Annotated in this window: 35 protein-coding genes; 34 read left to right on the top strand and 1 reads right to left on the bottom strand. The window is 67.0% G+C overall.

The window, feature by feature from the left end:
- Position 1: 1 nt before the first annotated feature.
- The gene (locus ACYVJS_RS05275; protein WP_460738410.1) at positions 2-592 is read right to left on the bottom strand and encodes a hypothetical protein; all 591 of its coding nucleotides are present in this window, start codon (positions 590-592) and stop codon (positions 2-4) included.
- 106 nt (positions 593-698) lie between these two features.
- Here ACYVJS_RS05275 and ACYVJS_RS05270 point away from each other — a divergent pair, with 106 nt between their 5' ends.
- The 34 genes from ACYVJS_RS05270 (at position 699) to infA (ending at position 23,914) form a co-directional block, all read left to right on the top strand.
- Positions 699-1,670, top strand: a complete 972-nt coding sequence (locus tag ACYVJS_RS05270) for an ABC transporter (protein ID WP_460738408.1) — start codon at positions 699-701, stop codon at positions 1,668-1,670.
- On the top strand, positions 1,670-2,155 hold the full coding sequence (locus ACYVJS_RS05265) for a hypothetical protein (RefSeq protein WP_460738407.1): 486 nt from the start codon (positions 1,670-1,672) through the stop codon (positions 2,153-2,155). The genes ACYVJS_RS05270 and ACYVJS_RS05265 overlap by 1 nt, the downstream gene beginning before the upstream one ends.
- Positions 2,156-2,224: 69 nt before the next feature.
- The gene (locus ACYVJS_RS05260) at positions 2,225-2,887 is read left to right on the top strand and encodes a spermidine/putrescine ABC transporter substrate-binding protein (RefSeq protein WP_243233168.1); all 663 of its coding nucleotides are present in this window, start codon (positions 2,225-2,227) and stop codon (positions 2,885-2,887) included.
- A 12-nt stretch (positions 2,888-2,899) separates the two neighbouring features.
- Positions 2,900-4,456, top strand: coding sequence for a DUF5684 domain-containing protein (locus ACYVJS_RS05255; RefSeq protein WP_460738404.1), 1,557 nt, complete (start codon positions 2,900-2,902; stop codon positions 4,454-4,456).
- Between the two features lie 288 nt (positions 4,457-4,744).
- Complete coding sequence (gene rpsL / locus ACYVJS_RS05250; RefSeq protein WP_036318318.1) at positions 4,745-5,113, top strand: 30S ribosomal protein S12; 369 nt, start codon at positions 4,745-4,747, stop codon at positions 5,111-5,113.
- Between the two features lie 5 nt (positions 5,114-5,118).
- Positions 5,119-5,589 carry a 30S ribosomal protein S7 gene (gene rpsG / locus ACYVJS_RS05245; protein WP_137418066.1) on the top strand — a complete coding sequence of 157 codons (471 nt, stop codon included), beginning with the start codon at positions 5,119-5,121 and terminating at the stop codon, positions 5,587-5,589.
- A gap of 128 nt (positions 5,590-5,717) precedes the next feature.
- Positions 5,718-7,832 carry an elongation factor G gene (fusA, locus tag ACYVJS_RS05240; RefSeq protein ID WP_274286323.1) on the top strand — a complete coding sequence of 705 codons (2,115 nt, stop codon included), beginning with the start codon at positions 5,718-5,720 and terminating at the stop codon, positions 7,830-7,832.
- A gap of 164 nt (positions 7,833-7,996) precedes the next feature.
- Positions 7,997-9,190, top strand: coding sequence for an elongation factor Tu (gene tuf, locus ACYVJS_RS05235; RefSeq protein ID WP_137418064.1), 1,194 nt, complete (start codon positions 7,997-7,999; stop codon positions 9,188-9,190).
- A 254-nt stretch (positions 9,191-9,444) separates the two neighbouring features.
- Complete coding sequence (locus ACYVJS_RS05230; protein WP_460738400.1) at positions 9,445-10,005, top strand: LPXTG cell wall anchor domain-containing protein; 561 nt, start codon at positions 9,445-9,447, stop codon at positions 10,003-10,005.
- A gap of 439 nt (positions 10,006-10,444) precedes the next feature.
- Entirely contained in the window at positions 10,445-10,753 is a 309-nt protein-coding gene (gene rpsJ / locus ACYVJS_RS05225) for a 30S ribosomal protein S10 (RefSeq protein ID WP_045246810.1), read from the top strand.
- 8 nt (positions 10,754-10,761) lie between these two features.
- A complete protein-coding gene (gene rplC, locus ACYVJS_RS05220) occupies positions 10,762-11,421 on the top strand; it encodes a 50S ribosomal protein L3 (RefSeq protein WP_137418052.1) in 660 nt (219 codons plus the stop codon).
- Between the two features lie 4 nt (positions 11,422-11,425).
- Positions 11,426-12,085, top strand: coding sequence for a 50S ribosomal protein L4 (gene rplD / locus ACYVJS_RS05215; RefSeq protein ID WP_460738397.1), 660 nt, complete (start codon positions 11,426-11,428; stop codon positions 12,083-12,085).
- Entirely contained in the window at positions 12,082-12,381 is a 300-nt protein-coding gene (gene rplW, locus ACYVJS_RS05210; RefSeq protein WP_137418050.1) for a 50S ribosomal protein L23, read from the top strand. The genes rplD and rplW overlap by 4 nt, the downstream gene beginning before the upstream one ends.
- A gap of 24 nt (positions 12,382-12,405) precedes the next feature.
- Entirely contained in the window at positions 12,406-13,245 is an 840-nt protein-coding gene (gene rplB / locus ACYVJS_RS05205; protein ID WP_137418049.1) for a 50S ribosomal protein L2, read from the top strand.
- Positions 13,246-13,256: 11 nt separating this feature from the next.
- The gene (rpsS, locus tag ACYVJS_RS05200) at positions 13,257-13,538 is read left to right on the top strand and encodes a 30S ribosomal protein S19 (RefSeq protein WP_053546372.1); all 282 of its coding nucleotides are present in this window, start codon (positions 13,257-13,259) and stop codon (positions 13,536-13,538) included.
- A 23-nt stretch (positions 13,539-13,561) separates the two neighbouring features.
- Entirely contained in the window at positions 13,562-13,957 is a 396-nt protein-coding gene (gene rplV / locus ACYVJS_RS05195; protein WP_137418048.1) for a 50S ribosomal protein L22, read from the top strand.
- Complete coding sequence (rpsC, locus tag ACYVJS_RS05190) at positions 13,957-14,715, top strand: 30S ribosomal protein S3 (RefSeq protein ID WP_137418047.1); 759 nt, start codon at positions 13,957-13,959, stop codon at positions 14,713-14,715. The genes rplV and rpsC overlap by 1 nt, the downstream gene beginning before the upstream one ends.
- Positions 14,715-15,134 carry a 50S ribosomal protein L16 gene (gene rplP, locus ACYVJS_RS05185; RefSeq protein ID WP_137418046.1) on the top strand — a complete coding sequence of 140 codons (420 nt, stop codon included), beginning with the start codon at positions 14,715-14,717 and terminating at the stop codon, positions 15,132-15,134. Before rpsC ends, rplP begins: the two co-directional genes overlap by 1 nt.
- Complete coding sequence (gene rpmC, locus ACYVJS_RS05180) at positions 15,134-15,445, top strand: 50S ribosomal protein L29 (RefSeq protein ID WP_137418045.1); 312 nt, start codon at positions 15,134-15,136, stop codon at positions 15,443-15,445. Before rplP ends, rpmC begins: the two co-directional genes overlap by 1 nt.
- Positions 15,445-15,777, top strand: a complete 333-nt coding sequence (gene rpsQ / locus ACYVJS_RS05175; protein ID WP_460738393.1) for a 30S ribosomal protein S17 — start codon at positions 15,445-15,447, stop codon at positions 15,775-15,777. The genes rpmC and rpsQ overlap by 1 nt, the downstream gene beginning before the upstream one ends.
- Before the next feature lie 34 nt (positions 15,778-15,811).
- Positions 15,812-16,180 (top strand): 50S ribosomal protein L14, encoded by a 369-nt coding sequence (gene rplN / locus ACYVJS_RS05170; protein ID WP_045246799.1) that lies wholly within the window; start codon positions 15,812-15,814, stop codon positions 16,178-16,180.
- A 5-nt stretch (positions 16,181-16,185) separates the two neighbouring features.
- Positions 16,186-16,545, top strand: coding sequence for a 50S ribosomal protein L24 (gene rplX, locus ACYVJS_RS05165; protein ID WP_137418043.1), 360 nt, complete (start codon positions 16,186-16,188; stop codon positions 16,543-16,545).
- Positions 16,545-17,135 carry a 50S ribosomal protein L5 gene (gene rplE, locus ACYVJS_RS05160; protein ID WP_243233176.1) on the top strand — a complete coding sequence of 197 codons (591 nt, stop codon included), beginning with the start codon at positions 16,545-16,547 and terminating at the stop codon, positions 17,133-17,135. Before rplX ends, rplE begins: the two co-directional genes overlap by 1 nt.
- An 87-nt stretch (positions 17,136-17,222) precedes the next feature.
- Entirely contained in the window at positions 17,223-17,621 is a 399-nt protein-coding gene (gene rpsH, locus ACYVJS_RS05155) for a 30S ribosomal protein S8 (RefSeq protein WP_137418041.1), read from the top strand.
- Between the two features lie 6 nt (positions 17,622-17,627).
- Positions 17,628-18,164: a 50S ribosomal protein L6 gene (rplF, locus tag ACYVJS_RS05150; RefSeq protein WP_460738390.1), complete on the top strand. Its 537-nt coding sequence runs from the start codon at positions 17,628-17,630 to the stop codon at positions 18,162-18,164.
- A 2-nt stretch (positions 18,165-18,166) separates the two neighbouring features.
- Positions 18,167-18,526, top strand: a complete 360-nt coding sequence (gene rplR, locus ACYVJS_RS05145; protein WP_137418039.1) for a 50S ribosomal protein L18 — start codon at positions 18,167-18,169, stop codon at positions 18,524-18,526.
- On the top strand, positions 18,523-19,215 hold the full coding sequence (gene rpsE, locus ACYVJS_RS05140; RefSeq protein WP_137418038.1) for a 30S ribosomal protein S5: 693 nt from the start codon (positions 18,523-18,525) through the stop codon (positions 19,213-19,215). Before rplR ends, rpsE begins: the two co-directional genes overlap by 4 nt.
- Positions 19,215-19,400 (top strand): 50S ribosomal protein L30, encoded by a 186-nt coding sequence (rpmD, locus tag ACYVJS_RS05135; protein WP_137418037.1) that lies wholly within the window; start codon positions 19,215-19,217, stop codon positions 19,398-19,400. Before rpsE ends, rpmD begins: the two co-directional genes overlap by 1 nt.
- Entirely contained in the window at positions 19,400-19,960 is a 561-nt protein-coding gene (gene rplO, locus ACYVJS_RS05130; RefSeq protein WP_243233178.1) for a 50S ribosomal protein L15, read from the top strand. The genes rpmD and rplO overlap by 1 nt, the downstream gene beginning before the upstream one ends.
- 138 nt (positions 19,961-20,098) lie before the next feature.
- Positions 20,099-21,424: a preprotein translocase subunit SecY gene (gene secY / locus ACYVJS_RS05125; protein ID WP_137418035.1), complete on the top strand. Its 1,326-nt coding sequence runs from the start codon at positions 20,099-20,101 to the stop codon at positions 21,422-21,424.
- Positions 21,421-22,011, top strand: coding sequence for an adenylate kinase (locus ACYVJS_RS05120; protein WP_243233180.1), 591 nt, complete (start codon positions 21,421-21,423; stop codon positions 22,009-22,011). The genes secY and ACYVJS_RS05120 overlap by 4 nt, the downstream gene beginning before the upstream one ends.
- A 3-nt stretch (positions 22,012-22,014) precedes the next feature.
- A complete protein-coding gene (gene map / locus ACYVJS_RS05115; RefSeq protein ID WP_460738386.1) occupies positions 22,015-22,842 on the top strand; it encodes a type I methionyl aminopeptidase in 828 nt (275 codons plus the stop codon).
- Positions 22,843-22,853: 11 nt separating this feature from the next.
- Complete coding sequence (locus ACYVJS_RS05110; RefSeq protein ID WP_460738384.1) at positions 22,854-23,525, top strand: DsbA family protein; 672 nt, start codon at positions 22,854-22,856, stop codon at positions 23,523-23,525.
- A gap of 167 nt (positions 23,526-23,692) precedes the next feature.
- A complete protein-coding gene (gene infA / locus ACYVJS_RS05105; RefSeq protein WP_017201569.1) occupies positions 23,693-23,914 on the top strand; it encodes a translation initiation factor IF-1 in 222 nt (73 codons plus the stop codon).
- The last annotated feature ends 28 nt before the right edge of the window (positions 23,915-23,942 follow it).

Raw genomic sequence — 23,942 nt, 5'->3', positions numbered from 1 at the left:
CTCAGTCGAAGACGCGCGAGATGACCGCATCCGTGTAGCCGGACGGGGCGAGGCCGACGTACTGGGTGTCGATGAGCACATCGTCGCGCCAGAACAGCGTCCGTCCGTCGTTGACCGGGTACTGCGGGTCGACCCACACCTTCTCGCACCGTGTGCCGCTGTTCGGCGTGTAGCAGGTGAAGCCCTCGCCGACGAGAGCGTTGAGCATATCGAGGGCGGGTCCGCGCGACTTCTTGGAGATGGTGGTCGTGAGCCGGCCGGTGTCGGTCGCAGGGCTTCCCCAGATGCAGGTGAGGCTTCCGTCGGCCTGGGCGCCGGCCGTTCCGAACGCCGGGTCGTTGAGCGGTACGTCGGCGAGCTGAGCGAGCACCGCATCGGAGAGGATCTCGCGGCAGTCCGTGGGAATGGCGGCCGGAGTCGCGGTGGGCGTCGCCGTCGCCGTAGGAGTGGGGGTGGTCGAAGGCGGTGAACCGAGCGTCGAGCCCGTCGGTGCGGGTGCTGGATCCGGAGCGCAGGCTGCGAGGGCGAAGAGCGCGAGAAGAGCCGACGAGGTCGTGAGCAGGGTGGTCTTCGTCCTCCGGCGCAGCGTCATGGGGTCAGGTTAGCCGCGGCGCGCGCCGCGCGCCTGACGCGGCCCGACGCGACCCGGCGTTACCCTCGGGAAGCGGATGTGCACCCCCGCTGAAGGAGCGACAGCGATGACCGAGCAGAAGACGCCCTCGGCCGGCGAACCCGTCGAGGAGCCGACTGTCGTCGTGGACGACGTCGTGGGCAACGCGAACGAGGCGCTGGCCGACGCAGAGGCCGCTCAGCGCACGGCGACCGGAGAGCAGGAAATCGCCGCGGAGCGTGTCGTCGAGGAGGACGTGGTGGTCGTCGAGGCCCCGACCCCCGACGGCGATCGTGTCGTCGAGGAGGTCGTGGTCACCGAGGCCGCGGCCGACCGGGCCCGCGCCGCCGACGACGTGCCCTGGTACGACCGCCCGGAGACCGTCCCCATGGACCCCGAGCCGGCTGCCACGACCGCGATCCCGGCCGCTGCCGCGGCGACCACGCCGGTCGCCGCACCCGAGCCGACCTACGCCGCCGCTGCGGCTCAGCCCATCTTCGTGCAGGCGCCCGAGGCGCCCCGCCCCCGCGGCAACCGCGGTGCCGCGGGTGCGATCGGCCTGCTCGCGGCCCTCGCATTCGCCGTCCTGTCGTTCGGTGTGCTCTTCGCCTATGGCTACTTCTACGGCGGCTTCGGCGGCGCAGACGCCGACGCGGCCGACTACGCGCTCGCTCTGATCCGCTCGTGGACGTTCTGGATGCCGGTGGTGGTCTTTTACCTCGGTTTCTGGATCCTCGGCGCCATCCTCAATCGTGCACGCTGGGCGCACTGGGTCATCTGGGGCCTGCTCGTCGGTGTCGCGGCCTACGCTGGGTCGCTTCTCGGCATCCTGTTCCAGGCGCCGTTCTGGGATCTGACCGCGCGTCAAGGCGCTGATCTGCTGCAGGGTTCGTTGTTCTCGCCGCTGCCGATCCTCGCCTTCGTGCTGGGTCGTGAGCTGACGGTCTGGTTCGGTGCGTGGGTCGCCGCCCGCGGACGTCGTGTCACCGCGCTCAACGACGAGGCGCAGCGCGAGTACGAGCGCACCCTCGAGGCGGGCCCGCAGCTCCACCAGGTGTGATGTCCCAGTCGGACGCGCCTCGGACTCCGCCGGTGCGTCCGGCTGTCGCCGTCGCTCTGACGCTCGCGGCGCTCTTCGCCCTGATCGTCGCCGCTTTCGGGATGGTGAGCCTGCTCGCCGACGTCGAGGTCGTTCCGGTGGCGGGTGTCGGGCAGGCGCCCGGAATTGTCGGCGTCGTCGTCGCATGCACGGTCTACGCCGCGGGCGCGGCTCTCGTGCTCCGACCGGGGAACCCCGCGTACACCGGCGCCCTCTTCGTCGCGGTTGCCGTGTGGTTCTGCTACAGCCTCAGTGCGGGCATCGTCGGTGCCGTGACCTCGGAGGACGTGGCGGTGGGGCTCGCGCTCATGGCCCGTCTGCTGACAGGTTGGCAGGGGGCTGTGGTGGCTCTTGCCGCAGCAGCCGCCGCATGGTGCGCGATCGCGCTCGTTCGCACGCACGCGGGCCGTTCCCGATGGCCCTGGGAGGGCCCGGACGAGAGCTGACCGCGGTCGCGACGGGCCGGATGCGCGGATTTCCCGCGGAAAGACGCGGGTGACGGCTACCTTTAGAGCGTGGAGCGCTCGCTCGAGACGCAGGTGAGCCAGGCCGTCGACGCCTGGCTGCGTTGGCTGCCCCGTTGGGAGCCCGCGACGCACCGCGGACGTCTTGCGGTGTGCCGCCGTTGCCTCGGTTCGCCGATCCTCTCGGCCGCGGGCCTGGGCGGGGATGTCCCGCATGCGGTGCAGCACGGGCTGTCCACTCGCCTGAAGACCGTCGTCGACCACGCGGTCGCGGAGTACACGGCGCGCAACCTCCCTCTCCTGCAGTCCGAGCTCGACCAGCAGGCCACGCGCAACAGGGCGCGCAGCTATCGCCCCACCGAGAACCTCGAGCCCGAGTACGACGGTCTGCCGCTGGATCCGGAGCCGATCCCGGGTGCGCCGTTTCTCTTCACCCTCGCGGGTATGGCAGCCGACGCGGATGCGGGCATCCCCGCACTGCCGCCGTTGTCCGATGAGGCCAAGGCGGCGCTGCGTCACGAAGTGGCGCTGGCCGACGACTACGCGAACCTGATCGGTCGCGAAGTATGCCAGGTCCTGCTGCACCACCGCATCCGCATCCAAGCAGCGGTCGCGAAGTATGTAGAACCGCAGATCACCGCCATGCTGGAAGAGTTGACGCGTTCGCTCGACGTTCCTTTCGACCCCCGAGACCTCGACGGTCCCACTCCCTGAGGCAGTTCATCCATGCTCAACGCACTCGTCGCCGCTTACTCCTCGCCGTTGGTCCCCGACGCGGGAACCGTCGTGGTCCTCGTTCTCGTGTCGCTCGTGCCCTCGCTCCTGGTCTACGTCTGGGGCGCACTCGCGCTGTCGCGGGTGTACGCGAAGCTCGGCATCGAGGGCTGGAAGGCGTGGATCCCGGTCTACAACGTCGCCGTCCTGTTCATGATCGGCGGCCTGAGCCCCTGGCTCCTTCTGCTCTACCTCATCCCGTTCTTCGGGCAGATCTTCGTCTATGTCGCCTTCATCACCGCCGCGCACCGCGTGAACGTCATGTTCGGACAAGGGGTGGGGATGACGGTTCTGGCCGCCCTGCTCTTCCCCGTCTGGGCGAGCGTGCTGGGATTCGGCTCCGCCAGGCCGATCGAGCAGGCCCCTGTTCGCCAGAGCACAGGTGGCGTCGATGACCTCCTGGGATTCGCGCCGCAGTACGCTCCGGCCGCCGACGAGTTCGGCGCCCGCCGCGATGTCCCGGCGCCGTCGGCATGGATCCCTCCGGCACCGCCGGCGCCCGGCGCACCCGCAGCTGGGGCCACCGCGGCGATGCCGATCGCCGGAGCCTGGGGAGAGCCGCCCCTGCCGCCCGCCCCCGCGGCGCCTGCCGTCGACCCCTACGCGCCGGCGGACCCCTACGCCGCAGCTCCCGCGGATCCGTACGCCGCACCGGCGCCCGACGCGTACGCCGCACCGGCGTTCCCCGCGCCCGCGGTGGACTCCTACGCTCCGCCGTCTCCGGCAGCCCCCGCCTACGAGGCGTACCCGGCGCCGACCGCGGATCCCTACGCGCCGCCCGCCGCCGATGGGCCCCCCGCCCCCGTCGACGACCCTTACGTCGCGCCGGCTTCGCCCGAGCCCGCCCCCGTGATGTCGTGGTGGCAGCCGGCGATCGTCGAGGAGGAGGCCGCACCCGCGGCCGCCACGCCTGCGTGGGTGGAGCCGGAGACGCCGCAGGCTCCCGCCGCGGCAGAACCCGCGCCGGCCGACTCCTTCGTTCCTCCTGCGGCGCCCCCCGTGCTGCGGGAATCCTTCGTCGCCGAGCCCGATGCATTCCCGGAGGCCTCGGGTGAGGTGTCGGCGGTGGCCGGGGCGCCGATCGCGGGGATGCCGCGGCCGGCTGCCGCATCCGTCGCCGCATCGCGCCCCGGCGTCGGCGACATCGTCGAGGACACCGTCATCGCCTCACGTCGTCGGCCGAAGTGGGCGCTGCTGCTGCCCGACGGATCGCCCATGGAGCTCACCGGCGACGCCGTCGTGCTCGGGCGCCGGCCGGTCCCGGTGCACGCCGCCCCCGGTGCGCAGCTGGTGACCGTCGTCGACGACACGCGCACGGTCTCCAAGACCCATGCGCTGCTTCGCCGGCGTGCGGATGCCTGGATGGTGAGCGACCTGGACTCCACGAACGGCGTGGTCGTCTTCGTCGCCCAGGACGAGATCGACGTGGCCCCGGGTACCGAGCACGAGGTCGCGGAGCGTTTCCTGCTCGGCGATGCGGAGCTGCGCATCGTCCGGGCGGACGGATGATCGCGGTCGTTTGACCGCATCCCGATTCGGCGCGTATCATTGAGCGGGTGTGCGCTCTCGCGCGCCCTGCGTCGTGCCCGGCACGAACAGGGTGAACAAGAGCACACCATCTCAGGGAACGGCCTGCGAACAGGCCACCCCCACGGCATATCCACCAGCGAAACGGGCGTCAGTCATTCTGTCGCCCCGGTGGGTCCGCGTGAGCCCTCTCCGACACGAATCGAAAGAATCCGCCGGGGCGGGGGAGACCACGACGCTGTCACCGTGCAGCACTGACAAGGAGAGAACGTGCCAACTATTCAGCAGTTGGTTCGCAAGGGGCGCACGCCGAAGGTCACCAAGACCAAGGCTCCCGCGCTGAAGTCGAACCCGCAGCAGGCCGGTGTCTGCACCCGTGTGTACACCACCACCCCGAAGAAGCCGAACTCGGCGATGCGCAAGGTCGCTCGTGTGAAGCTCCGCAACGGCACCGAGGTCACCGCCTACATCCCCGGCGAGGGCCACAACCTGCAGGAGCACTCGCTCGTGCTGGTGCGCGGCGGTCGTGTGAAGGACCTCCCCGGTGTGCGTTACAAGATCGTTCGTGGCGCCCTGGACACCCAGGCCGTCAAGAACCGCAAGCAGGCCCGTAGCCGCTACGGCGCGAAGAAGGGTTGAGTTAGATGCCTCGTAAGGGTCCCGCCCCGAAGCGTCCGGTCGTCAACGACCCGGTCTACGGCGCACCGATCGTCAGCCAGCTCGTCAACAAGATCCTCGTCGACGGCAAGAAGTCGCTCGCCGAGTCGATCGTCTACACGGCGCTGCGCGGCGTCGAGGCCAAGAACGGCCAGGACGCGGTCGCGACGCTGAAGAAGGCGCTCGACAACGTCCGCCCCACCCTCGAGGTCAAGAGCCGCCGCGTCGGTGGTTCGACCTACCAGGTGCCGGTCGAGGTCAAGCCGCACCGCGCCAACACCCTGGCGCTGCGCTGGCTCGTCAGCTACGCGAAGGGTCGTCGTGAGAAGACGATGACCGAGCGTCTGCAGAACGAGATCCTCGACGCCTCGAACGGCCTCGGTGCCGCGGTCAAGCGCCGCGAAGACACCCACAAGATGGCCGAGTCGAACCGCGCCTTCGCGCACTACCGCTGGTAATCAGCAGCTCGGCGCCGCGTTTCGACTCGCGGCTTCGCCGCTCGCTCAACGACCGGTATCTCTCCGGTCGTTGAGCGAGCGAAGCGAGACGAAACGACAGACACCCCACTACACGTAAGGACATCCCCGTGGCACAAGAAGTGCTCACCGACCTCAACAAGGTCCGCAACATCGGCATCATGGCGCACATCGATGCCGGAAAGACGACGACGACCGAGCGCATTCTCTTCTACACGGGCGTCAACCACAAGATCGGCGAGACGCACGACGGCGCTGCGACCACCGACTGGATGGAGCAGGAGCAGGAGCGTGGCATCACGATCACCTCCGCCGCTGTCACCTGCTTCTGGAACAAGAACCAGATCAACATCATCGACACCCCCGGCCACGTGGACTTCACGGTCGAGGTCGAGCGTTCGCTGCGCGTGCTCGACGGTGCCGTCGCCGTCTTCGACGGCAAGGAGGGCGTCGAGCCCCAGTCTGAGACGGTGTGGCGTCAGGCCGACAAGTACGACGTGCCGCGTATCTGCTTCGTCAACAAGATGGACAAGCTGGGTGCCGACTTCTACTTCACCGTCGACACGATCGTGAACCGCCTGAAGGCCAAGCCGCTCGTGCTGCAGCTGCCCATCGGTGCCGAGAACGACTTCGTCGGTGTCATCGACCTCGTCGAGATGCGCGCTCTGGTGTGGCCCGGCGATGCCAAGGGTGACGTCACCATGGGCGCGAAGTACGAGATCCAGGAGATCCCGGCCGACCTGGCCGACCGTGCCGCCGAGTACCGCGAGAAGCTGCTCGAGACGGTCGCCGAGAGCGACGAGGCGCTGCTCGAGAAGTACTTCGGCGGCGAGGAGCTCTCGCTGGCAGAGATCAAGGGCGCGATCCGCAAGCTCACGATCAACTCCGAGGTCTACCCGGTCCTGTGCGGATCGGCGTTCAAGAACCGCGGTGTGCAGCCGATGCTGGACGCCGTCGTCGACTACCTCCCCTCGCCCCTGGACGTTCCCGCCATCGAGGCGCACGACCCCAAGGACGAAGAGATCGTCATCGAGCGTCACGCCGACCGCGACGAGCCCTTCGCGGCCCTCGCGTTCAAGATCGTCACGCACCCCTTCTTCGGTCGTCTGACCTACATCCGCGTGTACTCGGGTCACCTCGACTCCGGTGCCCAGGTCGTCAACGCGACCAAGGGCAAGAAGGAGCGCATCGGAAAGATCTTCCAGATGCACGCCAACAAGGAGATGCCGGTCGACTCGGTGACCGCCGGTCACATCTACGCGGTCATCGGCCTGAAGGACACCACCACCGGTGACACCCTCTCCGACAGCACCAACCAGGTCGTCCTCGAGTCGATGACGTTCCCGGAGCCGGTCATCGAGGTCGCCATCGAGCCCAAGACCAAGGCCGACCAGGAGAAGCTGGGGCTCGCGATCCAGAAGCTCGCCGAAGAGGACCCGACGTTCCGCGTCGAGCAGAACGCCGAGACCGGCCAGACGGTCATCAAGGGCATGGGCGAGCTCCACCTCGACATCCTCGTCGACCGCATGAAGCGCGAGTTCAAGGTCGAGGCCAACGTCGGAAAGCCCCAGGTCGCGTACCGCGAGACGATTCGCAAGACCGTCGAGCGTCACGACTACACGCACAAGAAGCAGACCGGTGGTTCGGGTCAGTTCGCCAAGATCCAGTTCGCGCTGGAGCCTCTCGAGGTCACGGCGGACAAGACGTACGAGTTCGAGAACAAGGTCACCGGTGGCCGCATCCCGCGCGAGTACATCAGCCCCACCGACCAGGGCTTCCAGGACGCCATGAACGTCGGCGTGCTCGCCGGCTTCCCCATGGTGGGTGTGAAGGCGATCCTGCTCGACGGCGCCTCGCACGACGTCGACTCCTCGGAGATGGCGTTCAAGATCGCGGGCTCCATGGGCTTCAAGGAGGCCGTCCGCAAGGCGAACCCCGTCATCCTCGAGCCGATCATGGCCGTCGAGGTGCGTACTCCCGAGGAGTACATGGGCGACGTCATCGGCGACCTGAACTCCCGTCGCGGCCAGATCCAGTCGATGGAGGATGCGGCCGGCGTCAAGGTCGTCCGTGCCAACGTCCCGCTGTCCGAGATGTTCGGTTACATCGGTGACCTGCGTTCGAAGACCTCCGGTCGCGCTGTCTACTCCATGGAGTTCGACAGCTACGCCGAGGTCCCGCGCAACGTCATGGACGAGATCGTTCAGAAGACCAAGGGCGAGTAATCTCCTCGGAGGTCTCGTCTGCGGACGGGGCGGTTTCGTCCCGTCCGCACTTCTGGCTCACAACTTCACACGACCCCTCTCTATTACACTGAGAACAATCCCCGTAGCGAGCCGGTCGCAACCCAGCGACCGGAGTCTCTACACGACGTCCTGAGGAGGACCCAGTGGCTAAGGCCAAGTTCGAGCGGACCAAGCCGCACGTGAACATCGGAACGATCGGTCACGTCGACCACGGCAAGACCACGCTCACCGCCGCGATCTCGAAGGTGCTCGCCGACAAGTTCCCGTCGGCCACCAACGTGCAGCGCGACTTCGCGTCGATCGACTCCGCTCCCGAAGAGCGCCAGCGCGGCATCACGATCAACATCTCGCACGTCGAGTACGAGACGCCCAAGCGTCACTACGCTCACGTCGACGCTCCCGGTCACGCTGACTACATCAAGAACATGATCACCGGTGCCGCTCAGATGGACGGCGCGATCCTCGTGGTCGCCGCCACCGACGGCCCGATGGCTCAGACCCGCGAGCACGTGCTGCTGGCCAAGCAGGTCGGCGTGCCGTACCTGCTCGTCGCCCTGAACAAGAGCGACATGGTCGACGACGAGGAGATCCTGGAGCTCGTCGAGCTCGAGGTTCGCGAGCTGCTCTCGTCGCAGGACTTCGATGGCGACAACGCCCCCGTCGTCCGCGTCTCGGGCCTGAAGGCTCTCGAGGGTGACGAGAAGTGGGTCAACTCGATCGTCGAGCTCATGGAGGCCGTCGACGAGTCCATCCCGGACCCGGTGCGCGACAAGGACAAGCCGTTCCTGATGCCCATCGAGGACGTCTTCACGATCACCGGTCGTGGCACCGTCGTCACGGGTCGCGCCGAGCGTGGCACCCTGGCGATCAACTCCGAGGTCGAGATCGTCGGCATCCGCCCGACGCAGAAGACGATCGTCACCGGTATCGAGATGTTCCACAAGCAGCTCGACGAGGCATGGGCCGGCGAGAACTGTGGTCTGCTCCTTCGCGGCACCAAGCGTGACGACGTCGAGCGCGGCCAGGTCGTCGTCAAGCCCGGTTCGGTCACCCCGCACACCAACTTCGAGGGCACGGCGTACATCCTGTCCAAGGAGGAGGGCGGCCGTCACAACCCGTTCTTCACGAACTACCGTCCGCAGTTCTACTTCCGTACCACGGACGTGACCGGCGTCATCACGCTGCCCGAGGGCACCGAGATGGTCATGCCCGGTGACACCACGGAGATGTCGGTCGAGCTCATCCAGCCGATCGCCATGGAAGAGGGCCTCGGCTTCGCGATCCGTGAGGGTGGCCGCACCGTCGGCGCCGGCACGGTGACCAAGATCCTCAAGTAAGTCCTTCGGACTTCGCCGACAGGGGTCGGGCCTTCGGGCCCGGCCCCTGTCGGCTTTTCGGGTTGTGTCGTGCATTGACCGCGAGATTACGGAGACGTAAAGAAAGGCCGCATAACACGCCCTCGACTTGTGAGTGGGCTGGGAGAAGAGCTAGCGTGGCCTGCGGGGGTAGGTTGGATGATTCATACCAACCCGACTCCCGGACCGTTCAGGTACCCATTGAGGCTGCGCCTCACACCCCCACGGAGTTGAAAATGAAGAGCCTTCGCACCAAGATCGCAGCGGTCATCCTGACCGCTGCCGCCCTCGTTGCCGCTCCCGCGGCAGCGCAGGCCTACGTCCCCACACCCGGCGCCCCCGACGCGAGCACCTCGGGCGCCCCTGTCCCCGGCGGCACGGTGACGCTTGTCGCCACCGCCTTCGACGGCAACACGCCGATCAGCTTCGTCGTCACCGGAGAAAACGGTGCCGGCATCACCCAGGCCTCGGTCAAGCTGGCCATCAGCTCGTCGCCGACCTTCTCCACGTCGACGAACGCGGCGGGCAACGCCTCGTTCAACGTCAAGCTGCCGTCCAATGCGACCGGCTCCTACGACGTCGCGGTTACCGGCCAGAAGAACGGCGTCTCCGTCACCGAGACCACGAGCTTTGCCGTGGGCACCGGAAGCGGCGGCACGGGATCCGGCTCGGGTCTGCCGGCCACCGGTGTCGACAGCGGTTCGCTGATGGGCGTCTGGATCGGCGGCGGCGTGCTGCTGCTCGGCGGCCTTGCGGTGACCGTATTCGCGGTCCGTCGTCAGCGCCAGGGCGCCTGACGCACGACAGTCAAGAACAGAACCCCCGGGCCACGGCCCGGGGGTTCTGTCGTTGTGCCCGACGCGCCGATCTGGCACGGCGTTCCGACACGCCGTTCCGACACGCCCGAGTTTGCGACACGCCCGGGCGACACGTAGACTACTGAGGTTCCACATTCCGGGTGCTTCGCTGCCCGGATCACTGCCAGGGCAGTGCATAGATCAGCGCCTCGAGCGCGGGATCTAGGCCGCGGGCAGCAGAACGACATCTCCCACACTTCTTCCCGGAAACGGGCGTGCACTGCGCGTGGAGTGCGGGGCCGGCGTCGGACGACGTCGGTTTGACACGAGAACAGTGGTGCAGCATCACCGCGAAAGCGGGAGAAGTGCCCGGCGCGCAAGCGTCACCGTGCGTCCGATGCCCTCAGAGGTATGACGCGAGAAAGAGAGTGAGCAGACTATGGCGGGACAGAAGATCCGCATTCGCCTGAAGTCGTACGATCACGCGGGGCTCGACAGCTCAGCGCGCAAGATCGTCGACACCGTGACCCGAGCCGGCGCCACCGTCGTCGGCCCCGTGCCGCTGCCGACCGAGAAGAACGTCGTGGTCGTCATCCGGTCGCCCCACAAGTACAAGGACAGCCGCGAGCACTTCGAGATGCGCACCCACAAGCGCCTCATCGACATCATCGACCCGACGCCCAAGGCCGTCGACTCGCTGATGCGTCTCGACCTTCCGGCCGACGTCAACATCGAGATCAAGCTCTGAGGTTCGACATGGCTGACATCAACTCCAAGATCTCCCAGGGCCTCCTGGGCACCAAGCTCGGCATGACCCAGGTCTGGAACGAGCAGGGCAAGCTCGTCCCCGTGACGGTCATCCAGATCACCCCGAACGTGGTCACGCAGATCCGCACCCCCGAGAAGGACGGCTACAACGCCGTTCAGATCGCTGCGGGTCAGATCGACCCCCGCAAGGTCACCAAGCCCCTCGAGGGCCACTTCGAGGCTGCCGGCGTCACGCCGCGCCGCCACGTCACCGAGATCCGCACCGCGAACGCCGCTGACTACTCACTCGGTCAGGAGCTCACGGTCGACGGTGTCTTCGAAGCGGGCAAGCTGGTCGACGTCGTCGGCACCAGCAAGGGCAAGGGCACCGCGGGTGTCATGAAGCGCCACAACTTCAAGGGTGTCTCCGCATCGCACGGTGCGCACCGCAACCACCGCAAGCCCGGTTCCATCGGTGCCTCCTCGACGCCCAGCCGCGTCTTCAAGGGCATGCGCATGGCCGGCCGCATGGGTGGCGAGCGCGTGACCGTCCTCAACCTCACGGTGCACGCCGTCGACGCCGAGAAGGGTCTGCTGCTCGTCAAGGGCGCTGTGCCCGGCGCTCGTGGCCGCATCGTCTACGTCCGCAACGCAGTGAAGGGTGCCTGAGAACATGGCTGACTCGACTCTCGCGCTCGACGTCGTGAAGGCAGACGGCAAGAAGGCCGGCTCCGTGGAGCTGCCCGCCGCCCTGTTCGACGTCAAGACGAACATCCCCCTCATCCACCAGGTCGTCGTCGCGCAGCTCGCGGCGGCTCGCCAGGGCACGCACTCGACCAAGCGTCGCGGCGAGGTCTCCGGCGCCGGCCGCAAGCCCTTCAAGCAGAAGGGCACGGGTAACGCCCGTCAGGGCTCGATCCGCGCGCCGCACATGACCGGCGGTGGCATCGTCCACGGCCCGAAGCCGCGCAACTACTCGCAGCGCACGCCCAAGAAGATGATTGCGGCCGCCCTCCTGGGTGCGCTGAGCGATCGTGCTCGCGGCGACCGTCTGCACATCGTCGACTCGTTCGGCGTCGAGGGTGCTCCCTCGACCAAGGCCGCCGCCGCGGTGCTGAACGCGCTGACTCCCGCGAAGAACGTCCTCGTCGTGATCGAGCGTGACGACGAGCTGAGCCTGCTGAGCGTGCGCAACCTCGCGTACGTCCACGTGCTCGCCTTCGACCAGCTGAACGCCTACGACGTGCTCGTCTCCGACGACATCGTCTTCACCAAGGCCGCCTACGACGCGTTCGTCGCGTCGCGGACCGCCACCGAGGAGGTCTCGGCATGACCGCCGTCAACAAGGACCCGCGCGACATCATCCTGAAGCCGGTCGTCTCCGAGAAGAGCTACGGACTCATCGACGAGGGCAAATACACGTTCTACGTGGACACCCGCGCCAACAAGACCGAGATCAAGCTCGCCATCGAGAAGATCTTCGGCGTCAAGGTCGCTTCGGTCAACACGATCAACCGCGTCGGCAAGGCCCGTCGCACCCGCTTCGGCATCGGCAAGCGCAAGGACACCAAGCGCGCCATCGTCACCCTGAAGTCGGGCACCATCGACATCTTCACGGCAGTCGGCTGACGGTCGGGATAGAGGACACAGATTATGGCTATTCGCAAGTACAAGCCGACGACCCCCGGTCGTCGCGGCTCGTCGGTGGCGGACTTCGCCGAGATCACGCGATCGACGCCCGAGAAGTCCCTGCTGCGCCCGCTGAGCAAGACCGGTGGACGTAACAACCAGGGCCGCATCACGACGCGTCACATCGGTGGTGGCCACAAGCGCCAGTACCGCGTGATCGACTTCCGTCGCAACGACAAGGACGGAATCAACGCGAAGGTCGCTCACATCGAGTACGACCCCAACCGCACCGCGCGCATCGCGCTTCTGCACTACGTGGACGGCGAGAAGCGTTACATCCTCGCGCCGAACAAGCTGCAGCAGGGCGACATCGTGGAGTCTGGCGCCGGCGCCGACATCAAGCCTGGCAACAACCTGCCGCTGCGCAACATCCCCACCGGTACCGTCATCCACGCCATCGAGCTCCGCCCCGGCGGCGGCGCGAAGATGGCCCGCTCGGCCGGCGCCAGCGTGCGTCTGGTCGCGAAGGACGGTCCCTACGCGCAGCTCCGTCTGCCCTCCGGCGAGATCCGCAACGTCGACGCGCGCTGCCGCGCGACGATCGGCGAGGTCGGCAACGCTGAGCAGTCGAACATCAACTGGGGTAAGGCCGGCCGCAAGCGGTGGAAGGGCGTCCGCCCGACCGTCCGCGGTGTCGCGATGAACCCGGTCGACCACCCGCACGGTGGTGGCGAGGGTAAGACCAGCGGTGGACGCCACCCGGTCACGCCGTGGGGTAAGGCCGAGGGCCGCACCCGCCACGCCAACAAGGAAAGCGACAAGTACATCGTCCGCCGTCGCACCGCCGGCAAGAAGCGCAAGTAGGAGTCAAGAAGATGCCACGCAGTCTGAAGAAGGGCCCCTTCGTCGACGAGCACCTGCTTCGCAAGGTTGTCTCGCAGAACGAGGCGGGTTCCAAGAACGTCATCAAGACCTGGTCGCGCCGATCGATGATCGTGCCCGCGATGCTCGGTCACACGATCGCGGTCCACGACGGTCGCAAGCACATCCCCGTGTTCGTGAGCGAGACCATGGTCGGCCACAAGCTGGGCGAGTTCGCGCCCACCCGCACCTTCCGCGGCCACGTGAAGGACGACAAGAAGGGCCGTCGCCGCTGACGCGGTGACGCAGAGGAGAAGAAATGGTGGAGTCCATCGCACGCGTGCGACACATCCGCGTGACCCCTCAGAAGGCTCGTCGTGTCGTCGCTCTCATCAAGGGCAAGCAGGCTGAAGAAGCTCTCGCGATCCTGAAGTTCGCGCAGCAGAGCGCCAGCGAGCCCATCTACAAGCTGGTCGCCTCGGCGATCGCGAACGCCCGTGTGAAGGCGGATGCGGCAGGCGAGTTCTTCGACGAGCAGGACCTGTTCGTCAAGAACGCGTTCGTCGACGAGGGCACGACGCTCAAGCGTTTCCAGCCCCGCGCCCAGGGCCGCGCGTTCCAGATCAAGAAGCGCACCAGCCACATCACCGTCGTCCTGGCGACGCCCGAGGTGGCAGAGACCGCCCCGGCCCAGAGCAAGAAGGCGAGCAAGTAATGGGACAGAAAGTCAACCCGTACGGCTTCCGCCTCGGCATCACCACCGACCACGTGTCGCGGTGGTTCTCGGACTCGACGAAGCCCGGACAGCGCTACGCCGACTACGTGGCCGAGGACATCAAGATCCGTAAGCTCCTGCTGTCGAGCCTCGACCGTGCAGGCGTGAGCAACATCGAGATCGAGCGCACCCGCGACCGCGTGCGCGTCGACATCCACACCGCGCGTCCCGGCATCGTGATCGGCCGTCGTGGTGCGGAGGCCGAGCGCATCCGTGGCGACCTCGAGAAGCTCACCGGCAAGCAGATCCAGCTGAACATCCTCGAGGTCAAGAACCCCGAGGCCGACGCTCAGCTCGTCGCGCAGGGCATCGCCGAGCAGCTCTCCGCCCGCGTGGCGTTCCGCCGCGCGATGCGCAAGGGCCTGCAGGGCGCTCAGCGCGCCGGTGCCAAGGGCATCCGCATCCAGGTCTCCGGCCGCCTCGGCGGCGCCGAGATGAGCCGTTCGGAGTTCTACCGCGAAGGCCGTGTGCCGCTGCACACCCTGCGCGCGAACATCGACTACGGCTTCTACGAGGCCAAGACCACCTTCGGCCGTATCGGCGTGAAGGTCTGGATCTACAAGGGCGACCTCACCAACAAGGAACTCGCTCGCGAGCAGGCCAACGCGCCGAAGTCCCGCGGTCGCGACGACCGTGGTGGCGACCGCCGTCGTGGCCCCCGCAACGAGGCCCCCGTCGCAGAAGGAGCGTCTGCCTGATGCTTATTCCCCGCAAGGTCAAGTACCGCAAGCAGCACCACCCGAAGCGTGACGGCCAGGCCACCGGCGGCACCCAGGTGTCGTTCGGCGAGTTCGGCATCCAGGCGCTGACCCCCGCTTACGTGACCAACCGTCAGATCGAGTCCGCTCGTATCGCCATGACGCGTCACATCAAGCGTGGTGGAAAGGTGTGGATCAACATCTACCCCGACCGTCCGCTGACCAAGAAGCCCGCTGAAACCCGAATGGGTTCGGGTAAGGGCTCGCCCGAGTGGTGGGTCGCGAACGTCAAGCCGGGCCGCGTCCTCTTCGAGGTCGCGGGCGTGAACGAGCAGCTCGCTCGTGAGGCGCTGACCCGTGCCATCCACAAGCTGCCGCTGAAGGCACGCATCATCAAGCGCGAGGAGGGCGACGCGTAATGGCGATCGGCACCAAGCAGCTCGCCCCGAGCGAGCTCGACACGTTCGAAGACCAGCGCCTCGTCGAGGAGCTGCGCAAGGCCAAGGAAGAGCTGTTCAACCTGCGCTTCCAGTCGGCCACCGGCCAGCTCGAGAGCCACGGCCGCATCCGTGCGGTCAAGCGCGACATCGCGCGGCTCTACACCGTGATCCGCGAGCGCGAGCTGGGCATCCGTGCCACGCCCGTCGCCGCTGAGCCGGCGAAGGCGAAGAAGACGAAGGCGAAGAAGACCGAGGACACCTCGGCCGCCGCCGAAGGAGAGGCTGAGTGATGGCCACCACGAAGAAGGCTGCAGAGGTCGAGCAGACCGCTGGGCACGAGAGTGCGGAGCACGACGTCCGTGACGCCGGCGCCCGTGGCTACCGCAAGGCACGCCGCGGCTACGTCGTCAGCGACAAGATGGACAAGACCATCGTCGTCGAGGTCGAGGACCGCGTGAAGCACCCGCTCTACGGCAAGGTCATCCGCCGCACCTCCAAGGTCAAGGCGCACGACGAGGGCAACACCGCCGGCATCGGCGACCTGGTGCTCATCAACGAGACCCGCCCGCTGAGCGCCACCAAGCGCTGGCGCCTGGTCGAGATCCTCGAGAAGGCCAAGTAAGCCTCGGGCTTACTTGGAACCCAAGGAGTAACAAGTGATTCAGAACGAATCCCGCCTCAAGGTCGCCGACAACACCGGCGCCAAGGAGCTGCTCACGATCCGTGTGCTCGGCGGCTCCAACCGGCGCTACGCCGGCCTGGGCGACGTCATCGTCGCCACGGTCAAGGACGCGATCCCCGGCGGCAACGTCAAGAAGGGCGACGTGGTCAAGGCCGTCGTCGTCCGCACCGTCAAGCAGACCCGTCGTCCCGACGGTTCCTACATCAAGTTCGACGAGAACGCCGCCGTCATCCTGAAGAACGACGGGGAGCCCCGCGGCACCCGTATCTTCGGCCCGGTCGGTCGCGAGCTTCGTGACAAGAAGTTCATGAAGATCGTCTCGCTCGCTCCGGAGGTGATCTGACCCTCATGGCCAAGATCAAGGCAGGTGACCTGGTTCAGGTCATCACTGGTAAGAAGCAGGACAAGGGCGGCGACCGCGGCAAGCAGGGCAAGGTCCGCAAGGTCCTGACCGAGCAGAACCGCGTCATCGTCGAGGGCGTCAACTACGTCACCAAGCACACGCGGGTCGGCCAGACCCAGCGCGGCACCAAGACCGGTGGCATCGAGACGACCGAAGCCCCCATCCACATCTCCAACGTCGCCCTCGTCGACCCCTCGACCAAGAAGCCGACCCGTGTCGGCCGCCGTGTCGAGGAGCAGGTCAAGGACGGCGTCAAGCGCACCGTCCGCGTGCGCTACGCGAAGAAGTCAGGTAAGGACCTCTGATGAGCACCGCCACTGCCGTGGAGGCTGGCAAGACCCAGCCCCGCCTGAAGCAGAAGTACAACGCCGAGATCAAGAAGGCGATGCAGGACGAGTTCGGCTACGCGAACGTCATGCAGATCCCCGGTCTGGTCAAGGTCGTCGTGAACACCGGCGTCGGCGAGGCAGCTCGCGACAGCAAGGTGATCGATGGTGCGGTCGACGACCTCACCAAGATCACCGGTCAGAAGCCGGTCGTCACCAAGGCACGCAAGTCCATCGCGCAGTTCAAGCTGCGTGAGGGCCAGGCCATCGGTGCGCACGTCACCCTGCGCGGCGACCGCGCCTGGGAGTTCATCGACCGTCTCGTGAACCTCGCGCTGCCCCGCATCCGCGACTTCCGTGGTCTGAACGACCGCCAGTTCGACGGCCACGGCAACTACACGTTCGGTCTGCAGGAGCAGTCGGTCTTCCACGAGATCGACCAGGACAAGATCGATCGCGTCCGCGGCTTCGACATCACGATCGTCACGACGGCGAACACGGACGACGAGGGTCGCGCTCTGCTGCGTCACCTCGGCTTCCCGTTCCGCCAGGCGGACGCTCAGGCGTAACACCCCGTGCCGACATCCGTCGGCATCCACCACAGGTCGGCCGTCGTGTAACGGCGGTCGAAACCTGGTGAACGAAGGAAAACCATCATGACGATGACAGACCCGGTCGCAGATCTGCTGACCCGTCTGCGCAACGCGAACTCGGCGCACCACGACTCCGTGTCGCTGCCGAGCTCCAAGCTCAAGACCCACATCGCCGAGATCCTCCAGCAGGAGGGCTACATCTCCGGCTGGGAGGTCACCGACGCGCGTGTCGGCCAGACGCTGACGCTCACGCTGAAGTACGGCCCCAACCGCGAGCGGTCGATCGCCGGCATCAAGCGCGTGTCGAAGCCCGGCCTGCGCGTGTACGCGAAGTCGACCGAGATCCCCAAGGTCCTCGGCGGCCTCGGCGTCGCGATCCTGTCCACCTCCTCTGGCCTCCTCACGGACCGTCAGGCCGAGTCGAAGGGCGTGGGTGGGGAAGTCCTCGCCTACGTGTGGTGACCTGATATGTCGCGTATCGGACGTCTTCCCATCGACATCCCCGCCGGCGTCACCGTCTCGGTGTCCGGTCAGGATGTCTCCGTCAAGGGCCCGAAGGGCGAGCTCATGCTCACCGCAGCCCACCCGATCGAGGTCAAGGTGGAGGAGAACCAGGTTCTCGTCACCCGCCCCGACGACGAGCGCGAGTCGCGGTCGCTTCACGGCCTGACCCGCACGCTCATCAACAACAACATCATCGGCGTCACCCAGGGCTACACCAAGGGCCTCGAGGTCGTCGGTACGGGATACCGCGTCGCGCAGAAGGGCTCGTCCGTCGAGTTCGCGCTGGGCTTCTCGCACCCCGTCCTGGTCGACCCGCCTGCCGGCATCACGTTCACGGTCGAGGGCAACAACAAGCTCACCGTGAGCGGGATCGACAAGCAGGCCGTCGGTGAGGCCGCTGCCAACATCCGCAAGATCCGCAAGCCCGAGCCGTACAAGGGCAAGGGTGTGCGCTACGCCGGCGAGGTCGTCCGGCGCAAGGCCGGAAAGGCTGGTAAGTAACCATGGCCGTGACTTCCAAGTCCGAGGCCCGCGCTCGTCGTCACTCGCGTCTTCGCAAGAAGATCGTCGGCACCGCCGAGCGCCCCCGCCTCGTCGTGACCCGTTCGGCCCGCCACGTCTTCGTGCAGGTCGTCGACGACAGCAAGGGCCACACCGTGGCCAGTGCGTCCACCCTCGAGACCGACCTGCGCGGCTTCGACGGCGACAAGACCTCGAAGGCCCGCAAGGTCGGCGAGCTCGTCGCCGAGCGCGCGAAGGCGGCCGGCGTGGCCGACGTCGTCTTCGACCGTGGCGGCAACCGCTACGCCGGTCGTGTCGCCGCGATCGCCGAGGGCGCCCGTGAAGGAGGGCTGAACCTGTGAGCGATGCAACGAACACCAACCAGGAGACCGAAGTGACCGATGCCACTCAGGCGGCGGCGACGGAGACGGCGCCCGCCGAGCGTGAGCGGGAGCCGCGTCGCGGTGGCCGTGAGCGCAACGCCAACCAGCGTGACCGCGGGTCGCGCGACCGCTCGGAGAGCCAGTTCCTCGAGCGCGTCGTGACCATCAACCGCGTGTCGAAGGTCGTCAAGGGCGGCCGTCGCTTCAGCTTCACCGCTCTCGTTGTCGTCGGTGACGGCAACGGTGTGGTGGGTGTCGGCTACGGCAAGGCCCGCGAGGTCCCGCTCGCGATCTCGAAGGGTGTCGAGGAAGCCAAGCGCAACTTCTTCCGCGTCCCCCGCTCGGGATCGACCATTCCGCACCCGGTCCAGGGTGAGGCCGCCGCGGGCGTCGTTCTGCTGCGTCCCGCTGCTGCCGGTACCGGTGTTATCGCCGGTGGCCCCGTGCGTGCCGTGCTCGAGTGCGCCGGTATCCACGACGTCCTCTCGAAGTCCCTCGGCTCGTCGAACACGATCAACATCGTGCACGCGACCGTCGAGGCTCTGAAGCAGCTCGAGGAGCCGCGTCAGGTGGCCGCTCGTCGTGGCCTCGACTTCGACCAGGTCGCTCCGGCACGTCTGGTTCGCGCCGAGGCTGAGGCCGCGGCCGCATCGAAGGTAGGTGCCTGATGGCTCAGCGTCTGAAGGTCACGCAGGTCAAGTCCAAGGTGAGCGAGAAGCAGAACCAGCGTGACACGCTGCGCAGCCTCGGCCTCAAGCGGATCGGCGACTCGGTCGTCCGCCCCGACGACGCGCAGACGCGCGGCTACGTCAAGGCCGTCGCTCACCTCGTGAAGGTTGAGGAGATCGACTAATGGCTGAGAACGAGAACGTCGAGCAGACGGCTGAGAAGCCCGCTGCCAAGACGACCCGTAAGCCCGCCGCCAAGAAGGCCGCAGCGCCGAAGGCGGAGAAGAAGGACGTCGCCGTGGCGCGTCCGGGCGTGCTGAAGGTGCACCACCTTCGTCCCGTCCCCGGATCCAACACCGCCAAGACCCGCGTCGGTCGTGGTGAGGGCTCCAAGGGGAAGACCGCCGGCCGTGGCACCAAGGGCCAGAAGGCCCGCTACCAGGTCAAGGCCGGCTTCGAGGGTGGGCAGATGCCGCTGCACATGCGCACTCCGAAGCTGCGCGGGTTCAAGAACCCGTTCCGCGTCGAGTACCAGGTCGTGAACCTGGACAAGCTCGCGGAGCTGTACCCGTCCGGTGGCGACGTGACCGTCGTCGACCTGGTCGCCAAGGGTGCGGTTCGCAAGAACGAGAAGGTCAAGGTGCTCGGCACCGGCGAGATCTCGGTGAAGCTGAACGTCGAGGTCGACAAGGTCTCCGGCTCGGCTGAGCAGAAGATCGTCGCCGCGGGCGGCACCGTCAAGTAAGCCGCGTGCAGGGGCCGGAGGACATCTCCGGCCCCTGTCGCATACCCGGAGGATGCGGCCGCTCGGTCACGCGCGGGGTGGGATACCCTGGTGGTCTGTGCGCCTCCTGCGCCGGGAACCCTTTCTGGAGGAATCCACGTGTTCAGCGCCATCGCGCGCGTGTTCCGCACGCCTGACCTGCGTCGGAAGATCGCTTTCACCCTGGGCATCATCGTGCTGTACCGTCTCGGTGCGCACGTGCCGTCGCCGTTCGTCGACTTCCCGAACGTTCAGTCGTGTCTCGCCGACACGTCGAACACGCAGGGCGTGCTGTCGCTGGTCAACCTCTTCTCGGGTGGCGCGCTTCTGCAGCTGTCGATCTTCGCGCTGGGCGTCATGCCCTACATCACCGCGACGATCATCGTCCAGCTGCTGCGCGTTGTCATTCCGCACTTCGAGACCCTCTACAAGGAGGGCCAGTCGGGCCAGGCGCGTCTCACGCAGTACACGCGCTACCTGACCATCGCCCTCGCCCTGCTGCAGTCGACGACCCTCGTGACGGTCGCACGCAGCGGCCAGCTCTTCGGCAACACCGGTGTCGCCTCCTGCGAGCAGCTGCTGACCAACGACGCATGGTGGGCTCAGCTGCTCATGATCATCACCATGACCGCCGGCACCGGCCTCATCATGTGGTTCGCCGAGCTCGTCACCGAGCGCGGCATCGGCAACGGGATGTCGCTGCTGATCTTCACCTCGATCGCCGCGACCTTCCCGGCTGCGATGTGGTCGATCTGGCAGGCCCGCGGTTTCGAGGTCTTCCTGCTCGTGCTCGCTGTCGGTGTCGTGATCGTGGCGCTCGTGGTCTTCGTCGAACAGTCGCAGCGTCGCATCCCGGTGCAGTACGCCAAGCGAATGGTGGGCCGTCGCACCTACGGCGGGACGAATACCTACATCCCGATCAAGGTCAACATGGCCGGTGTCGTGCCGGTCATCTTCGCCTCGTCGCTCCTGTACATCCCCGCGCTCATCTCGCAGTTCAACCAGACCCCGGATGCCGATGGTGCGCTGCCGGGCTGGGTCGTCTGGATCCAGAACTACCTCACGCGCGGTGACCACCCGCTGTACTGGCTGCTGTACTTCCTGCTGATCGTCGGGTTCACCTACTTCTACGTCGCGATCACCTTCAACCCGGTCGACGTCGCCGACAACATGAAGAAGTACGGCGGGTTCATCCCGGGCATCCGTGCCGGCCGTCCCACCGCCGAGTACCTCGACTACGTGCTCACCCGCATCACGTTGCCCGGCTCGATCTATCTGGGTCTGGTCGCACTCATTCCGCTGATCGCTCTGGCGACGGTCGGTGCGAACCAGAACTTCCCGTTCGGCGGCACCTCGATCCTCATCATGGTCGGCGTCGGACTCGAGACCGTGAAGCAGATCGACGCCCAGCTCCAGCAGCGTCACTACGAAGGGCTCCTGCGATGACCGCGCGCCTGCTGATCGTGGGGCCCCAGGGCTCCGGCAAGGGCACACAGGGTGTGCGCATCGCCGAGGCGTTCGGCGTCCCGGCGGTGTCGACGGGCGACGTGTTCCGCGCGAACATCTCCGAGGGCACCGAGCTCGGCCAGCAGGTTCAGGCCATCATCGCTGCGGGAAACCTCGTTCCCGACGAGCTGACGAGCGCAGTCGTGCGCGACCGGCTCGCGCAGGACGACGCGGCGCCGGGCTTCCTCCTCGACGGGTACCCCCGCAACCTCGGACAGGTGGGCGATCTCGATGCGTTCCTGGAGGAGCGCGGCGAGAGCCTCGACGCCGTGATCGAGCTGGACGTGCCCCGCGAGGAGAGCATCGCCCGCCTGACCAAGCGCGCCGAGGAACAGGGTCGCACGGATGACACGGCCGAGGTGATCGCGCATCGGCTGAGCATCTACGAGAACGAGACGGCACCGATCCTCGATGTGTACCGCGAGCGTGGTCTCGTCGTCGCGATCGACGGCATCGGCTCCCTCGATGTGATCACCGAGCGCATCCTCACGGCCCTCATCGCCCGCGGGCTGACGCCGGCGTCCTGAGCCGTGCTGCGACGCTCCATCTACAAGACCCCGGCGCAGCTGCGCCAGATGATCGAGCCGGGGCTCATCACCGCCGCCGCGCTCCACGCGGTGCGCGAGATGATCGCCCCCGGCGTGACGACGGCCGAGTTGGATGCGGCGGCCGCGGCCGTGATCACCGCGCGCGGCGCGGAATCGAACTTCCAGCTCGTTCGTGGCTACCGCCACACCACGTGCGTGTCGGTCAACGAGCAGGTCGTGCACGGGATCCCCGGCGACCGGGTGCTCGAAGCCGGCGATATCGTCTCGATCGACGCGGGGGCGCAGTTCCGGGGGTGGAACGGCGACTCGGCGATCACCATCGTCCTGCCCGACCCCGAGCGGCCGGAGCTCGTCGCATCGCGGCAAGAGCTGTCCCGGGTCACCGAAGGATCCATGTGGGCCGGGATCGCCGCGATGGCGACCGGACGCCACATCGGCGAGATCGGTGCCGCGGTCGAGGATCACATCACGGCGGCGGGGGAGTACGGCATCCTGCGCGACTATGTCGGGCACGGCATCGGCCGCAAGATGCACGAGGCCCCCTCGGTGTTCAACTACCGTGTGCCGGATCCGGGCCCTCGCATCCAGCCGGGTCTGGTTCTCGCCATCGAGCCGATGGTGGTGGCGGGGTCCGAGGCGACCTTCGTCGAGGACGACGAGTGGACCGTCTCCACGGTCGACGGCTCAGCCGGCTCCCACTGGGAACATAGCGTTGCCGTCCATGATGGAGGGATCTGGGTTCTCACGGCCCCCGACGGCGGAGCCGCGGGACTGGCTCCGTATGGTGTGAAGCCGGTCGAAATCGAGTAGGAAAGAGCGTCATGGCAGCGGCAAAGGGCAAGACAAACTGGTTCGCGATCTGGATCAGCGTCATCGCTGTCGTCGCCGTCGTGGCCGTCGGAGGCCTCGTCGTCGTGTTCAACAACATGGCTTCGGACCCCGGCAAGGCGCCCGAGGCATCCAACATCGACTCGTCCACCGGGGCGATCTCCTTCGGGACCGGCGAGCACACCGTCGACACGTACATCGACTTCATGTGCCCCTACTGCAACCAGTTCGAGCAGACGGAGGGCGAGACCATCCAGGGACTCGTCGCGTCGGGCGACATCACTCTGAACGTGTACCCGGTCGCGATCCTGGACCGTCTTTCGCAGGGCACCGAGTACTCGAGCCGCGCCGCGAGCGCTATGTACGCCGTGGCCGCTGCCGACCCCGACAACGCCTACGCCTTCCTGCAGGCACTGTACGCGAACCAGCCCGCCGAGAACTCGACCGGTCTGACCGACGAGCAGCTGGTGGATCTCGCCCGCAGTTCCGGCGTGAACGTCACCTCCGACCTGGAGAAGGCGATCACCTCGAACGAGTACATCAAGTTCGCGAAGTCGCGGTCGCTGCCGGACGGGGCGACGGGCACGCCCACTCTCCGCGTCAACGGCGACCTCGTCCAGATCACGTACAACCCGCAGACCGACATCCTCAGCAGGATCTCCTGAGCGGGGTGGGGCCATCGCGCCACTCGCCGAGTGGCGCGATGCGGCTCTATCACCTATAGTTGATCTTTGGTGCTTTGCGCCTTCGTTGGCGTGTCGCCGTCGAGGCGTTTCCGGCACCGAATCCCATCCACCGCAGATCGACCGGTCTGCACGAGGGTAGCGAGGCTATGGCTAAAAAAGACGGTGTCATCGAGATCGAAGGCGTGATCTCCGAGGCTCTGCCCAACGCGATGTTCCGCGTCGAGCTGAGCAACGGTCACAAGGTGCTCGCCACGATCTCCGGCAAGATGCGGCAGAACTACATCCGCATCATCCCCGAGGACCGCGTCGTCGTGGAGCTCTCGCCCTACGACCTCACGCGCGGCCGCATCGTCTATCGCTACCGCTAATCCGGTCGAGAAGTAACGGCTCCGCCTC

It is taken from the genome of Microbacterium neimengense, from assembly GCF_054782995.1.
This window is presented reverse-complemented; position numbering and strand designations above follow the sequence as displayed.

What these genes read in the sequence shown, in the direction of transcription:
- ACYVJS_RS05275 (WP_460738410.1), bottom strand. Translation starts at nt 592, where the DNA reads ATGACGCTGCGCCGGAGGACGAAGACCACCCTGCTCACGACCTCGTCG.
- ACYVJS_RS05270 (WP_460738408.1), top strand. Translation starts at nt 699, where the DNA reads ATGACCGAGCAGAAGACGCCCTCGGCCGGCGAACCCGTCGAGGAGCCG.
- ACYVJS_RS05265 (WP_460738407.1), top strand. Translation starts at nt 1,670, where the DNA reads ATGTCCCAGTCGGACGCGCCTCGGACTCCGCCGGTGCGTCCGGCTGTC.
- ACYVJS_RS05255 (WP_460738404.1), top strand. Translation starts at nt 2,900, where the DNA reads ATGCTCAACGCACTCGTCGCCGCTTACTCCTCGCCGTTGGTCCCCGAC.
- rpsG (WP_137418066.1), top strand. Translation starts at nt 5,119, where the DNA reads ATGCCTCGTAAGGGTCCCGCCCCGAAGCGTCCGGTCGTCAACGACCCG.
- ACYVJS_RS05230 (WP_460738400.1), top strand. Translation starts at nt 9,445, where the DNA reads ATGAAGAGCCTTCGCACCAAGATCGCAGCGGTCATCCTGACCGCTGCC.
- rpsJ (WP_045246810.1), top strand. Translation starts at nt 10,445, where the DNA reads ATGGCGGGACAGAAGATCCGCATTCGCCTGAAGTCGTACGATCACGCG.
- rplC (WP_137418052.1), top strand. Translation starts at nt 10,762, where the DNA reads ATGGCTGACATCAACTCCAAGATCTCCCAGGGCCTCCTGGGCACCAAG.
- rplD (WP_460738397.1), top strand. Translation starts at nt 11,426, where the DNA reads ATGGCTGACTCGACTCTCGCGCTCGACGTCGTGAAGGCAGACGGCAAG.
- rplW (WP_137418050.1), top strand. Translation starts at nt 12,082, where the DNA reads ATGACCGCCGTCAACAAGGACCCGCGCGACATCATCCTGAAGCCGGTC.
- rplB (WP_137418049.1), top strand. Translation starts at nt 12,406, where the DNA reads ATGGCTATTCGCAAGTACAAGCCGACGACCCCCGGTCGTCGCGGCTCG.
- rpsS (WP_053546372.1), top strand. Translation starts at nt 13,257, where the DNA reads ATGCCACGCAGTCTGAAGAAGGGCCCCTTCGTCGACGAGCACCTGCTT.
- rplV (WP_137418048.1), top strand. Translation starts at nt 13,562, where the DNA reads ATGGTGGAGTCCATCGCACGCGTGCGACACATCCGCGTGACCCCTCAG.
- rpsC (WP_137418047.1), top strand. Translation starts at nt 13,957, where the DNA reads ATGGGACAGAAAGTCAACCCGTACGGCTTCCGCCTCGGCATCACCACC.
- rplP (WP_137418046.1), top strand. Translation starts at nt 14,715, where the DNA reads ATGCTTATTCCCCGCAAGGTCAAGTACCGCAAGCAGCACCACCCGAAG.
- rpmC (WP_137418045.1), top strand. Translation starts at nt 15,134, where the DNA reads ATGGCGATCGGCACCAAGCAGCTCGCCCCGAGCGAGCTCGACACGTTC.
- rpsQ (WP_460738393.1), top strand. Translation starts at nt 15,445, where the DNA reads ATGGCCACCACGAAGAAGGCTGCAGAGGTCGAGCAGACCGCTGGGCAC.
- rplX (WP_137418043.1), top strand. Translation starts at nt 16,186, where the DNA reads ATGGCCAAGATCAAGGCAGGTGACCTGGTTCAGGTCATCACTGGTAAG.
- rplE (WP_243233176.1), top strand. Translation starts at nt 16,545, where the DNA reads ATGAGCACCGCCACTGCCGTGGAGGCTGGCAAGACCCAGCCCCGCCTG.
- rpsH (WP_137418041.1), top strand. Translation starts at nt 17,223, where the DNA reads ATGACGATGACAGACCCGGTCGCAGATCTGCTGACCCGTCTGCGCAAC.
- rplF (WP_460738390.1), top strand. Translation starts at nt 17,628, where the DNA reads ATGTCGCGTATCGGACGTCTTCCCATCGACATCCCCGCCGGCGTCACC.
- rplR (WP_137418039.1), top strand. Translation starts at nt 18,167, where the DNA reads ATGGCCGTGACTTCCAAGTCCGAGGCCCGCGCTCGTCGTCACTCGCGT.
- rpmD (WP_137418037.1), top strand. Translation starts at nt 19,215, where the DNA reads ATGGCTCAGCGTCTGAAGGTCACGCAGGTCAAGTCCAAGGTGAGCGAG.
- rplO (WP_243233178.1), top strand. Translation starts at nt 19,400, where the DNA reads ATGGCTGAGAACGAGAACGTCGAGCAGACGGCTGAGAAGCCCGCTGCC.
- ACYVJS_RS05120 (WP_243233180.1), top strand. Translation starts at nt 21,421, where the DNA reads ATGACCGCGCGCCTGCTGATCGTGGGGCCCCAGGGCTCCGGCAAGGGC.
- ACYVJS_RS05110 (WP_460738384.1), top strand. Translation starts at nt 22,854, where the DNA reads ATGGCAGCGGCAAAGGGCAAGACAAACTGGTTCGCGATCTGGATCAGC.
- infA (WP_017201569.1), top strand. Translation starts at nt 23,693, where the DNA reads ATGGCTAAAAAAGACGGTGTCATCGAGATCGAAGGCGTGATCTCCGAG.